Here is a 13,310-nt window from a genome sequence, read left to right as displayed (position 1 = left end):
CCCCCCCGGCCCAGCCCCGCCGCCGCCCAGCTTCAGAACGTCGTGCTCAGCCCCAGCGTGAACACCCGGCCCAGATTATAGCGGTTGATGAACACCTGCGCGCCATTGTCGAAGGTCTGGCCCTCCTGGAACCGCGTGCCGGTCAGGTTGCGCGCTTCGGCCTTCAGTTCCCATTTGCCGCCGACGAGTTCGAAGCCCTGCCGTGCGACCAGGTCGAGGCGGATGCCGGGCTTTTCGATGATGTCGGGCTGGAAGCCGACGCCGCTGAGGTTCGACGGGCCGCGATTGGTCACGCGGTTGCTGGCATAGTTGAACAGCAGCGTGATCGCCGACAGCGACGCCGTATCCTCGAGCCCGACCTGGACGTTGACCAGATGGTCCGACTGGCCGGTCAGCGACGCGCCATCGCGGAACTGGAGCGAGGCCGGACCGAAGCCCGCCTGGCACCCGCCGAGCGTCTGGTTGAGCACGTTCGGGACGCAGCTATTGTCCGCGGTGATCGACGACTTCGAATAGGTGTAGTTGGCGATGAACAGCGCGCGGCGCGTCGCGAAGAAGTCCGAGTTGAGGAAATCGAGGTCGAAATATTTCTGGAGCTCGACCTCCGCGCCATAGAGCGTGGCCTCGGGCAGGTTGGTGAAGCCGGTCTGCAGCCGGTCGTCCGCGCCGGTGTAGAAGCCGACCTGCTCGACCGGGTTCTTGATCTCCTTGTAGAAGCCGCCGAGCGTGAAGCGCTGGTCGCGCGCGAAGAACCACTCGTAGCGGCCCTCGAGATTGTAGAGTTCCGAGTCCTTCAGCAGCGGGTTGCCGAAGAACAGACGATCCGATTCGGGATCGCGGAACTGCTGCGGCGCGAGCTCGCGGAACTGCGGGCGCGAGATCGTCTTCGATGCGCTTGCGCGCAGCTGCATGTTGTTCGCGAAGTTGTAGGTGAGCGTCGCGGCGGGCAGGAAATAATCGTTCTTCAACCGCGTCGTCGTCGTACCGATCGGCGTCACCTGCTCCTCGGCGGTCTCGTAGCGGACGCCGATCGTCGCGCGGACGCCGTCGGTCGCCTCGGCCTCGGCCTGGACATAGCCCGCATGGATGCGCAGCGACGCGTCATAGGCATAGGCGCCGAGCGGCGTGCTGAACTGCAGCTGGATCTGGTTCGCGTTGAGCGAATCGATCCCGAGCAGATAGTCGGGACGCAGCAGGTTGTAGGGATAGCCCGGCGCGGTGCCGCCGCCCGCTGCGGTCTGGTAGTTGAACTGGAGGCGCGTCGAATTGCGCTTCGTGTCCGAATAGAAATAGCCGGTCGACAGCGTCATCGGCCGCTCGGTGTCGAGTTTGTACGACAGGTCGCCCTGCCCGGTGTAGAGATCCTCGTTCAGTTCGCTGAAGATGATCGAGGCGAACGGCGTGAAGCGCTGGGTCACCTGATAGGCGCCGTTGCACTGCGCGCCGTCCGAGCCATTGGGTGCCTCGACGCTGATCGGCAGGCCGGTCGTGGTGGTTGCCGAGCACAGATAGTCGAACTGCCGCTCGTACGGCGCGTTGCGCTTCGAATTGGCATAGGCGCCGCGCGCGTCGAATTTCAGCACGTCGGTCAGCTTGAACTCGCCAACCAGCTGGCTCTCGAACAGCTGGCGTTCGAACCAGTTTGTGTTCTGCTGGAAACGCAGCCCGCTCGAATTGTTGTAGACGGTCGCCGACGATCCGCGCGCCTGCTTCAGCGTGTCGTGGATATAGACGGTGGTCGAGCGGATCGTGTTCGGGCCGAACTCGTAACCGAGCCCGATCAGCGCGTTGGTGACGATCCGGTTGTCGGTCAGCAGCGTCTGGAAATCGTTGCGCAGCGTGCCGTCGGTCGACACCGAATCCTGCTGCGTCGACGAGCGCGTGCGGAAGGTGTTGCTCGCGCTCAGCGATGCGATGATGCCCAGCCGGTCGGAGCCGAAGTCGAACACCGATCCGCCGCTCAGCTCGCCCGACCAGTTGGCCGGCAGCTGGTTGTTGCGCTGGAGCAGCGTCGTGTTGGCGTTCGTCAGCTGCGCGACCTGATCGGTCGGGATGATCCCGGTGCCGCCGGGCGCGTTCTTGATGAAGGCGGGCACCTTGCGCGCGCCGTCGTCGAAGCCGATCCAGTCCGCATCGCCGCCATAATAGGTATAGCCGAGCTCGCTGGTCGTCACGGTGTCGGCAGAGATCGACCCGCCGATGCTCAGGAAGTTCTTCTCCGGGATCGCCTTGGTCGTGAGGTTGATCACGCCGCCGCCGAATTCGCCGGGATAGTTCACCGAATAGGTCTTCTGGACCAGCGCCGAGCCGACGATCGCGGTCGGGAAGATGTCGAGCGGAACCGAGCGGCGGAGCGGCTCTGGGCTCGGCAAGGGCGAACCGTTGAGCAGCGACGACGAATAGCGATCGCCGAGGCCGCGGACATAGACGAAGCCGCCGCCGACGACGCTGAGGCCGGTGACGCGCGTCAGTGCGCCGGCGATGTCGCCCTCGCCCGTCCGCGCAATGTCCGCGCTCGACAGCACCGAGACGATCTGTGCGGTCGCGCGCACGGTGTTCGGGATGTTGCGCCCGACGACGACGATGTCCTCGCCCGCCGCGGCGTCATAGCCCGGGCTCGAGACCTCGACGCCGGCTTCGGGTGCGGCCTGTGGTGTGGCCTGCTGTGCGGTCTGCTCTTGGGCCGTCGTGCCCGGCGTCGCGGCATTGGTCTGGTCCGCCTCGGCCTGCGGCGTCGCGGCGGGCCGCGGCGGTGCGGCCGGCGCGGGCGCGGTCTGCGCGAGCGCGGCGGGCGCGACCAGCGTCGAGGTGAGGAGGAGCAGTGTTCCGTAGGCGCGGCGCTTGGACATGGCCTGTAATCCCGATTCGTAAAGTCATAGGCGAATGCCGGGCCGGTCCCCCAAGGACCGCCCCGGCATCACGGCGCATTCAAATGGCGCCCGCCTCAGCGGCCCTGGCAGGCGAAGTAGACCGAGCTGAACGCCGGCGGTCCGACGTCCTGCAGCGCTGCATCCGCCGGCCGGACCGTCGTGCGGCCGCCCGTCGTCTGTTCGCCCGCGATCATGTTGACGCAGGCAACGTTGGCCGGAGTCTTCACCACGCCGTTGACGAAGGTCATGTCGGCACCACCACGCAGACGGATCGCGGCCGGGGCCAGCGCGGTCTGGATGAAGGTGAAGTTGGCGTAGCGGCCGAACGTGCGCGGCAGCAGGTCCTCGGCATTGTTCGAATCGATCTCGGTCGAGAAGGAGTCGGCGGTCGCACCGAGCGTGCGCTGGGCGGCGATCATGAACTGGATGAAGCCGCGATAGCCATTGTCGATATCGAAGCCGTCATCGTCCGCGCCGGTGATCGCGATATACTTCAGGTTGCTCGTGCCGCCGAAGATCTCGATGCCGTCATCCGCCGAATTGTGGCTCTGGATGTGGTTGAGCGTGGTGCCCGAGCCGGTGCCGCCGAGCGTCAGGCCCTGCAGCTCGTTGCCGTCGCTGATCGCGATGCCGCTGTAGCGGATCTGGACGTACTGCATCGTGCCGCTGCTGTCGGCGGCCGTCGGGCCACCATAGAAGCGCCCGGTGACACCCTCGATCGCCTGCTGGCAGGTCGTGCTGCTGCCGGCGGCATTGTTCGGGCCGGTGCCCGTGGCGCAGACCGCGACCGGTGCGCGGCCGAGCATGACGATCCCGCCCCACTGGCCCTGCGTCGCGTCGCTGACGCCGTTCGACGCCAGGTTCTGCTGCGAGGTGAAGACGATCGGCGCGGTGGCGGTGCCGACTGCGTTGATCTTCGACCCGCGGTTGACGATCAGCAGGTCGTTGGTCGTCTCGCTCGAATCCGCTGCGATCACGACGCCGGCCTCGATGTTGAGGATCGCGCCATTGTCCGCACCGGTCGTGCCGACATCGGTGCCGATCTCGGTCTGGCCGCGCAGGCGATAGAAGACGCCCGCGATCTTCGGCAGCGTCAGCGTGCCGCTGATCACGGTCGGCAGGCGGCAGGCGCGGAACGTCGCGACCAGGCCGTCATCGGTCGTACCGGTCGGGCAGACGCTCGTCGCGGTGACCGCGCCAACCGAAGGCACTGCGGTGCAGCGTGCGCCCGAGCCGCCGAATTCGGCCGAGGTCGAGTTGCAGGTCCAGCCCTGGAACGCGGTGTCGGTCGGGCCGTTGAGCGCGCCGACGAAGTTGGTGCTGGTGAAGAAGCTGTTGAGCGTCGACGGATCCATCGGCGTGGTGAGCGACGTCGCCGAGGTCGGATACAGGCCGTTCAGGCCGGTGCTGACGCCGCTGACATTGTTGTTCGTGCCGGCGTTGACGACCGCGAGCTGCTCGTCAGGCGTGATCGTGATGGTGTTGACCGTGGTCGGGGCAGCGAACTGTGCCGCGGTGATCGCGCTGGGCGTCGGCGTCGGCGTGGGGGTCGGCGTCGGGGTCGGCGTTGCCGGCGGGATCACGATGGTGCCCGCACCCGGCGACGCGACGCTGTCCGCGCCTCCGCATGCCGACAGCGCCGCACAGGCGGTGCTGGTCAGCAGGATAAGGCCGATGCGCTTGAAGCTGGTCATTCACGGAACTCCCGGTCGATCATTGATTGCGTGGATCGACTCGGGTCCCCCTGCCGATCTCTCAACGGCGGTTAGGCGGCGTAGATGACAGCGAGATGCGGTTTCGATGACGGCCGGATGACGGCGGTGTTTCAGCAATGTGACACCCGGGCGGAGATGCGCGCGTTGAGCCGGGGCGGGACGACGACGGACGGTATCGCGGGGGCCCGGGGTGCATCACCCCGCTTTCGCTGCGCGGCACAATGATTTAAGGGGCACGGACGCTAGCAAGGCCCTTATCCGGGCAATCCCGCGGATTTCACCGCGATTACAGGAATTTTCGACGAGTATGGCCTCTTTCAAGGACCCCGGTTTTCAGGAACGTACCGCCTCTGCAAACGACGCGAAGCTGAAGGCGCTCGAGAAACTGCGCGCCAAGCCTGCGATCGATCCGGCGGTCGCCGCCGAGCGCGCCGCCGCTCGCGCCGCCAAGGAGGAGGCCGAGCGCGCCAAGCGCCAGGCCAAGCGCGATGCCGAAGAGGAGGCCAAGGCCGCCAAGAAGGCCGCCGCCGCCGAAGCCGCAGCCCGCGCGCTCGAGGCCGAAGCCAAGTCGCAAATGTCCGACGCCGACAAGAAGGCACTCCGCGACGCCAAATATGCGGCGCGCAAAGCCAAGAAGAAGTGAGGAAACGGCCGGGGAATTCCCCGGCCTTTTTCTTATACGCCGCCAAGATTTTCGGCCGCTGCCTCGCCTCACCGTCATCCTGACGAACGCGAGGATCCAGAGCCACAAGCGCCAACGCCTGCAACTCTGGATCCTGGATCAAGTCCAGGATGACGGAGGCGGGTGACGCTTACCCCACACACATCGTCGTCCTGACGAAAGTCAGGATCCAGAGCCACGGACGCCAGCGCGCGTGACCCTGGGTCCCGGATGACGGACGGGGGAGAAGCCCCCCGCCCTCAGGCTGCGAGCGCGTCCTGCTCTTCGGGCGCGAGCCGGATCATGTAGTCGAATGCCGCCAGCGCCGCCTTCGAGCCTTCGCCCATCGCGATCACGATCTGTTTGAACGGGACGGTCGTCACGTCGCCGCCCGCGAACACGCCGGGGATCGACGTCTCGCCGCGGTGATCGACCTCGATCTCGCCGCGCATCGTCAGCGCGACCGTGTCGGTCAGCCATTCGGTGTTCGGCACGAGCCCGATCTGGACGAAGATCCCCTCCAGCTCGACCTGATGCAGCGTGTCGTGGTTGCGATCCTTGTAGCTGAGCCCCGTCACCTGCTTGCCGTCGCCGAGCACCTCGGTGGTCATCGCCGAGGTGACGACCTTGACGTTGGGCAGGCTGGCGAGCTTGCGCTGGAGCACCGCGTCGGCGCGCAGATCGCTGTCGAACTCGATCAGCGTGACGTGCGCGACGAGGCCCGCCAGGTCGATCGCCGCCTCGACGCCGCTATTGCCGCCGCCGATCACCGCGACGCGCTTGCCCTTGAACAGCGGGCCGTCGCAATGCGGGCAATAGGTCACGCCCTTGTTGCGATACGCTTCCTCGCCCGGCACGTTCATCTGGCGCCAGCGCGCGCCGGTCGACAGGATCACGGTCCGCGCCTTCAGCGACGCGCCGCTCGCGAGCTGCACCTCGTGCAGGCCGCCGACCTGCGTCGCCGGGATCAGCTTGCTCGCGGTCTGCAAGTTCATCACGTCGACGCCATATTCGGCGACATGCTGCTCCATGTGCGCGACGAGCTTGGGCCCCTCGGTATGCGCGACCGAGATGAAATTCTCGATCGACATGGTGTCGAGCACCTGACCGCCGAAGCGCTCGGCGGCGATGCCGGTGCGGATGCCCTTTCGCGCGGCGTAGATCGCCGCTGCCGCGCCGGCGGGGCCGCCACCGACGACGAGCACGTCGAACGGATCCTTGCCCGCAATCTTCTCGGCCGCCCGCGCGGTGCTGCCCGTGTCGAGCTTCGCGACGACCTGCTCGACGCTCATCCGCCCTTGCGCGAACGGCTCGCCGTTGAGGAAGATCGCCGGCACCGACAGGATGTTGCGGTTCGTGACCTCGTCCTGGAACACGCCGCCCTCGATCGCGACATGGCTGATCCGCGGGTTGATCACGCTCATCAGGTTCAGCGCCTGCACCACCTCGGGGCAGTTCTGGCAGCTGAGCGAAAAATAGGTCTCGAACGCGAAATCGCCATCGAGCCCGCGGACCTGCTCGATCACCTCCTGTGTCAGCTTCGACGGATGCCCGCCGACCTGGAGCAGCGCGAGCACGAGCGAGGTGAACTCATGCCCCATCGGGATGCCGGCGAAGCGCACGCCGATATCGGTGCCGGCACGCCGGATCATGAACGACGGGCGACGCTTGTCGTCGTCCTTGCGAACCATCGTCACCGAATCGGACAGCGCCGCGATCTCGGTCAGCAGGCCCTCGAGTTCGCGCGACTTGGCGCCGTCGTCGAGCGAGGCGACGAGTTCGATCGGCTGGACGATATTCGCCAGATAGGTCTTGAGCTGCGCGGTAAGGTTCACATCGAGCACGGACGCTCTCCTGTCTGGTGAAAGGGACGCGCGGCAGACTGCCGTCGCAAAAATCGTCACCCCGGACCGGGTCCGGGGTCCACCGTGCCGCACGACATCGGGGCGTCATGCAGCAGGGTGGCTGCCAGACCGAAGTCCGGCAGGCCGGGGAAGGAGCGAACCCCTTCCCCTTGGGTGACGAAGCCGGGCGACCGGCTCTGTCAGTGGCTCAGATCTTGCCGACGAGATCGAGCGACGGGGCGAGCGTGGTCTCACCCTCTTCCCACTTGGCGGGGCAGACCTCGCCGGGGTGCGCTGCGATATACTGTGCGGCCTTGACCTTGCGCAGCAGCTCCATCGCGTTGCGGCCGACGCCTTCCGAGGTGATTTCCATCAGCTGGATCACACCCTGCGGGTCGACGACGAAGGTGCCGCGATCGGCCAGGCCCTGGCCTTCGCGCATCACGTCGAAGTTGCGCGTGATGGTGCCCGACGGATCGCCCAGCATCGTGTAATCGATCTTGCCGATCGCCGGCGACGTGTCGTGCCAGGCTTTGTGCGAGAAATGGGTGTCGGTCGACACGCTGTAGACCTCTACGCCCATCTTCTGGAACGCCGCATAATTGTCGGCCAGATCCTCGAGCTCGGTCGGGCAGACGAACGTGAAATCCGCGGGGTAGAAGAAGAAGACCGCCCACTTGCCCGTGACGTCGGCATCCGACACCTCGATGAACTTGCCCTGGCGATAGGCCTGGGTGGTGAACGGCTTCAGCTGCGTGCCGATGATCGACATGGGGTAGCTCCTTAGAATTGTGCGACGCATCATATATGGGATGCTGCGGCGCAGCGTGAAATGCAGAATGCCGATCTAGTACATTCACGCAGTCGATCACAGAGGCACCAAAGATCGAATAAGGCACTGAAACAACCCCGAAAACAGAAACGCCGGCCCGCTCGCAATGGAGAGGACCGGCGTAAATCTGGTGGGCGCGACAGGGATTGAACCTGTGACCCCACCCGTGTGAAGGGTGTGCTCTACCGCTGAGCTACGCGCCCGAAACTGGTTCGGAAGCGGGCCTTTAAGCGCGGCGTGCCGCGCTGTCCAGCCCTGTCGGTCATGATCGGTCGATCAGTTGACCGAATCCTTCAGCCCCTTGCCCGCCTTGAACTTGGGCTGGGTCGACGCCTTGATCGTCATCGGCTCGCCAGTGCGCGGGTTGCGTCCCGTCGAGGCCTTGCGCTTCGAGACCGAGAAGGTGCCGAACCCGACCAGCCGGACTTCCTCGCCCTTTTTCAGCGCGGCCGAAATCGCGTCGAAAACGGCTTCGACGGCCTTGACCGCATCGCCCTTGACCAGCCCCGACGTGTCCGCGACCGTCGCGATCAGTTCCTGCTTGTTCATACAGTTAATCCCCCAAACAAATACCGAATCGGCAGCGATGGAATCGCGGCGCCAATCTCCAGGCAGTAACGCGGCGGTATCGTCTGCTGTCAAACGAAACCGCCGCGCGACGCTCTAACCGCGCGGTTCGGTAACGGCCATCGTGACGCGGCGAAATACCGCGCCGGATGCGCTCAGTGGTGAAGACCGCCCCCGACCGGCGGGATCGGCGCGGGCGGCAAGGCCGCCAGTTCGTCCGCGTCGGTCCACTCGATCGCCTCGAGCGGCTCGGTCAGGGCAAGCCGCAACACCTCGTCGACATGGCTGACGGGGATGATCTTCAGCCCCTCCTTGATGTTCGCCGGAATGTCCGCGAGGTCCTTTTCATTCTCCTGCGGGATGAGCACGGTGGTGATCCCGCCGCGCAGCGCCGCGAGCAGCTTCTCCTTCAGCCCGCCGATCGGCAGCACGCGACCGCGCAGCGTCACCTCGCCGGTCATCGCCACCTCGCGCCGGACCGGCACGCCGGTCATCGTCGAGACGATCGACGTGACGATCCCGACACCCGCCGACGGTCCGTCCTTGGGCGTCGCGCCTTCCGGCAGATGGATGTGGATGTCCTTGCGGTTGAACAGCGACGGCTTGATGCCATAGCTCGGCGCACGCGCCTTGACGTAGCTGAACGCGGTCTCGATCGACTCCTTCATCACGTCGCCGAGCGTCCCCGTCAGCTTCGCCGCGCCCTTGCCCGACACGGTGACGCTTTCGATCGTCAGCAATTCGCCGCCGACCTCGGTCCAGGCGAGCCCGGTGACCGCGCCGATCTGATTCTCCGTCTCGGACAGGCCGTGGCGATATTTCTGCACGCCCGCGAATTCGGCGATGTTGTCGGGCGTGATCGTCACGCTCGTCGCCTTGCCCTCGAGGATCCGGCGCAGCGCCTTGCGCGCCAGCTTGGCGATCTCGCGCTCGAGCGTACGCACGCCCGCCTCGCGGGTGTACTGCTGGATCAGCGTACGCAGCCCCTCCTGCGTCAGGACGAACTCGCCGTCCTTCAGGCCATGCGCCTCGATCTGCTTGGCGATCAGATGCCGCTCGGCGATCTCGACCTTCTCGTCCTCGGTATAGCCCTCGAGACGGATGATCTCCATCCGGTCGAGCAGCGCCTGAGGCAGGTTGAGCGTGTTCGCGGTCGTCACGAACATCACGTCCGACAGATCGAGGTCGATCTCCAGATAATGATCCTGGAACTTGCCGTTCTGTTCGGGGTCGAGCACCTCGAGCAGCGCCGACGCCGGATCACCGCGGAAATCCTGGCCGAGCTTGTCGATCTCGTCGAGCAGGAACAGCGGGTTCGACGCCCCCGCCTTTTTCAGGTTGGTGACGATCTTGCCCGGCAGCGAGCCGATATAGGTGCGGCGATGCCCGCGGATCTCGGCTTCGTCACGCACGCCGCCCAGCGACTGGCGGATGAACTCGCGACCCGTCGCCTTGGCGATCGACTTGCCGAGCGAGGTCTTGCCGACGCCCGGCGGGCCGACGAGGCACAGGATCGGCCCCTTCAGCTTGTTGGTGCGCGCCTGGACGGCAAGATATTCGATGATCCGGTCCTTGACCTTCTCGAGCGCATAATGATCCTCGTCGAGCACCGCCTGTGCCGCCGAGATGTCCTTCTTGATCTTCGACTTCTTGCCCCAGGGAAGCCCGAGCAGCACGTCGAGATAATTGCGCACGACGGTCGCCTCGGCGCTCATCGGCGCCATCGTCTTCAGCTTCTTGAGCTCGGCGGTCGCCTTGGAGCGCGCTTCCTTGCTCATCTTGAGCGTCGCGATCTTCTGAGTCAGCTCGGCGATCTCGTCGCCTTCGCCTTCGTCACCCTCGTTACCGAGCTCGCGCTGGATCGCCTTCAACTGCTCGTTGAGGTAATATTCGCGCTGCGTCTTCTCCATCTGGCGCTTGACGCGGCTCTTGATCTTCTTCTCGACCTGCAGGACGCCGAGCTCGCCCTCCATCGCCGCAAACGCCATTTCGAGGCGCTTGGCGGGGTCGGTCTGCATCAGCATCGCCTGCTTGTCGGCGACCTTGATCTGGATGTTGGCGACTACGGCATCGGACAGCCGGGCGGCCTCGGTGATCTCGGACAGCTGGGTCGCGGTCTCGGCCGGCAGCTTGCGGTTGAGCTTGGCGTAATTCTCGAACTGGTCGACGACCGAGCGCATCAGCGCCGCGATCTCGGGACCCTCGACCTCGGCATCGGCCACCGTCGCGACTTCGGCGGTGAGGAAGTCGCCGCTCTCGTCGAGCGTCTCGAGCGTCGCGCGGACCTTGCCCTCGACCAGCACGCGTACCGTGCCGTCCGGCAGCTTGAGCAGCTGGAGCACGGTCGCGGTCACGCCCATCGTGTAGAGATCGTCGCGCGCGGGATCGTCCTCGGCCGGGTCGAGCTGCGCGACCAGGAAGATCTCCTTTTCTGCCGCCATCGCCGCCTCGAGCGCCGCGACCGATTTCTCGCGGCCGACGAACAGCGGAACGATCATGTGCGGAAACACGACGATGTCGCGCAACGGAAGAACGGGATAGTGGGTCATGCAAGCTCCGGTACCGGACCGAACAAGGTCGGCGTCAGCTCATTATATGGTGAGGATGGCGGATCCATCAATCGCCGGGCTACGTAATCGCCGAACCGCCCCCACACACCGTCCGGGACTCCGTCACACCGTGCCGTCCTATCACGGGTGCGCCTATCGCTCTTGTATCGATCCGAACGCCGCGCAACAACGCGCCGCATGATCCCGCGCCTCCTCCTCGCCGCCAGCTGCACCGCGCTGCTCGCCATCCCCCCGGCCTCCGCGCAACTGCCGCGCAAGGGCGAACCCGCGATCACCGCGCAGACGCAGCGTTCGGGGGGCGTGCTCACGCCCGAACAGACCGCGCTGCAGTTCGACCATGCCGATCTCGCCTTCGAGGTGCTGCCCGATGCGCAGCGGCTGAACGGCGTCGCGACGCTGCGCTTCACCGCGCGGGCGCCGGTCGCGCGGCTGCCGATCGATCTCGACCGCAACCTGCCGGTGAGCGCCATCGCGATCGACGGCGTCGCGCTGCCCGCCTCCGCCTGGACCAATCCGGAGGGGCGGCTGACGATCACCCTGCCCCGGCCGGTGCCGGCGGGCGGGAAGGTGACCGCGACGATCACTTATGGCGGCACGCCGCATGTCGCGGTGAAGGCGCCGTGGGACGACGGCATGGTCTGGTCGAAGACCCCCGACGGGCGCACCTGGTTCGCGACGACGGCGGAGGGCTATGGCTGCGACCTGTTCTGGCCGTGCCTCGATTTCCCGACCGGCGAACCTGCGTTGGTCGATCTTCACATCACCGTGCCCAAGGGGCTGAAGGCGCCGTCGAACGGCGTGCTGGTCGGCGTCGACACGTTCGCCGACGGCCGCACCACCTGGAACTGGCGCGCGAAGCACCCCAACACGTACGGCATCGCGCTGAATGTCGGGCCGTATGAGGAGGTCCGCGGCACCTATAAGAGCCGCTTCGGCAACAGCATCCCGATGTTCTACTGGTATCTGCCCGGCGAGAAGCCGCAGGCGGAAAAGCTGTTCGCCGAATTCGCCCCAACGCTCGACTTTTTCGAGAGCATGATCGGCCCCTACCCGTTCGGCGACGAGAAGCTGGGCGTCGTCGAGACCCCGCACAAGGGCATGGAGCACCAGACGATCAACGCCTACGGCAACGACTATGCCAAGGCGCCCGAGGGGTTCGACTGGCTGTTCCAGCACGAGTTCGCGCATGAATGGTTCGGCAACCAGCTGACCGCCGCCAACTGGGACGATTACTGGCTGCACGAGGGCTATGGCACCTATATGCAGCCGCTCTACGGCCAGTGGCGCGAGGGGCGCGCGCGCTATGCGACGATGCTGCAGGGTGAACGCGGGGCGATCATGAACCGCATGCCGATGACCCAGCAGCGGATCACCACCGAGGAGGAGGTGTACGAGCTCGACAAGGGCGGCGCCGGGCAGGACATCTACAACAAGGGGTCGTGGATGCTGCACACATTGCGCGGCCTGATCGGCGACACCGCCTTTTTCGACGTGACGCGCCGCGCGGTCTATGGCCGCCCCGATCCGAAGCCCGGCAACTTCACCCCCCGCTTCGGCTCGACCAAGGAGTATGAGGCGATCGTCCGCCGCGTTACCGGCAAGGATTATGGCTGGTTCTTCGACGTGTATCTCCGCCAGGCGGCACTGCCCGAGCTGATCGAGACACGCACCGGCACCACGCTGACGCTGGCGTGGAAGGTGCCGGGCAATGGCCGCTTCCCGCTGCCGGTCGAGGTGCAGATCGACGGCAAGACGCGGACGCTGCCGATGACGACGGGCACCGCGACGCTTGCCGTGCCGAAGGGCGCGCATGTCGTGATCGACCCCGATGCGCTGGTCCTGCGCCGGAGCATCGCCCTCGAGGCGGTGGCCGCATGGAAATCCGCACAGGCAGCGAAGGCGAAACCGCAATGACCGACGCACCCCCGGTCCCCCTCGAAGGCGGGGGCCCAGCAGCCACAAGCGTCGGCGCGCCTGACCCTGGGCTTCTGCGTGCGCAGGAGAACCTGTGGCCCGCCCGCGCCGCGGAAATGGCGGCGATCTTCATGGTCGGCGACGGGCTGCTCGGATTGCTCCAGCCTAGCCGCCACGTCGATCTGTGGAAGGACGACGCGCTCGGCACCGAGGCGCTGGTCCATCCGTTCGTCGACCGCCCGGGCCGCCGCCGCCTCTATGCCGTCGTCCAGATCGCGGCGGGCCTCGCGCTCGCCGCCCGGCAACGCGCGCGCTGACGCGACCGGCGGCGAAACTG

At 66.2% G+C, this 13,310-nt stretch carries 9 protein-coding genes and 1 tRNA gene; 3 read left to right on the top strand and 7 right to left on the bottom strand.

Features of this window, described 5'->3' with window-relative positions; all coding sequences use genetic code 11:
• Positions 1–32: 32 nt before the first annotated feature.
• Positions 33–2,849 (bottom strand): TonB-dependent receptor domain-containing protein, encoded by a 2,817-nt coding sequence (locus IFT71_RS07080; RefSeq protein WP_192139886.1) that lies wholly within the window; start codon positions 2,847–2,849, stop codon positions 33–35.
• A gap of 95 nt (positions 2,850–2,944) precedes the next feature.
• The gene (locus IFT71_RS07075; RefSeq protein WP_031438961.1) at positions 2,945–4,564 is read right to left on the bottom strand and encodes a hypothetical protein; all 1,620 of its coding nucleotides are present in this window, start codon (positions 4,562–4,564) and stop codon (positions 2,945–2,947) included.
• A 328-nt stretch (positions 4,565–4,892) separates the two neighbouring features.
• Between IFT71_RS07075 and IFT71_RS07070 the strand changes: the two genes are divergently transcribed.
• The gene (locus IFT71_RS07070) at positions 4,893–5,228 is read left to right on the top strand and encodes a DUF6481 family protein (RefSeq protein ID WP_031396424.1); all 336 of its coding nucleotides are present in this window, start codon (positions 4,893–4,895) and stop codon (positions 5,226–5,228) included.
• A gap of 278 nt (positions 5,229–5,506) precedes the next feature.
• Here the strand turns inward: IFT71_RS07070 and ahpF are convergent, their stop codons facing one another.
• From ahpF to lon, 5 genes are all read right to left on the bottom strand, one after another.
• Positions 5,507–7,090 (bottom strand): alkyl hydroperoxide reductase subunit F, encoded by a 1,584-nt coding sequence (gene ahpF / locus IFT71_RS07065; RefSeq protein ID WP_107932362.1) that lies wholly within the window; start codon positions 7,088–7,090, stop codon positions 5,507–5,509.
• Between the two features lie 208 nt (positions 7,091–7,298).
• Positions 7,299–7,862: an alkyl hydroperoxide reductase subunit C gene (ahpC, locus tag IFT71_RS07060; protein ID WP_031396422.1), complete on the bottom strand. Its 564-nt coding sequence runs from the start codon at positions 7,860–7,862 to the stop codon at positions 7,299–7,301.
• Positions 7,863–8,050: 188 nt separating this feature from the next.
• Positions 8,051–8,125, bottom strand: a tRNA-Val gene (locus IFT71_RS07055).
• 73 nt (positions 8,126–8,198) lie between these two features.
• Positions 8,199–8,471, bottom strand: a complete 273-nt coding sequence (locus tag IFT71_RS07050; protein WP_031438963.1) for an HU family DNA-binding protein — start codon at positions 8,469–8,471, stop codon at positions 8,199–8,201.
• A gap of 173 nt (positions 8,472–8,644) precedes the next feature.
• Positions 8,645–11,038 carry an endopeptidase La gene (gene lon / locus IFT71_RS07045; protein WP_031438964.1) on the bottom strand — a complete coding sequence of 798 codons (2,394 nt, stop codon included), beginning with the start codon at positions 11,036–11,038 and terminating at the stop codon, positions 8,645–8,647.
• 198 nt (positions 11,039–11,236) lie between these two features.
• On the opposite strand from lon, the gene IFT71_RS07040 reads away from it, so the two are divergent.
• Positions 11,237–12,973 carry a M1 family metallopeptidase gene (locus IFT71_RS07040; protein ID WP_192139885.1) on the top strand — a complete coding sequence of 579 codons (1,737 nt, stop codon included), beginning with the start codon at positions 11,237–11,239 and terminating at the stop codon, positions 12,971–12,973.
• Positions 12,970–13,290 carry a hypothetical protein gene (locus IFT71_RS21390; RefSeq protein WP_244654793.1) on the top strand — a complete coding sequence of 107 codons (321 nt, stop codon included), beginning with the start codon at positions 12,970–12,972 and terminating at the stop codon, positions 13,288–13,290. Before IFT71_RS07040 ends, IFT71_RS21390 begins: the two co-directional genes overlap by 4 nt.
• Positions 13,291–13,310 lie beyond the last annotated feature (20 nt).

Source organism: Sphingomonas sp. CFBP 13733, assembly GCF_014841795.1.
Lineage (GTDB): Bacteria > Pseudomonadota > Alphaproteobacteria > Sphingomonadales > Sphingomonadaceae > Sphingomonas > Sphingomonas aerolata.
The sequence above is the reverse complement of the archived record's forward strand: the minus strand, read 5'-3'. Positions and strand labels throughout refer to the sequence as shown.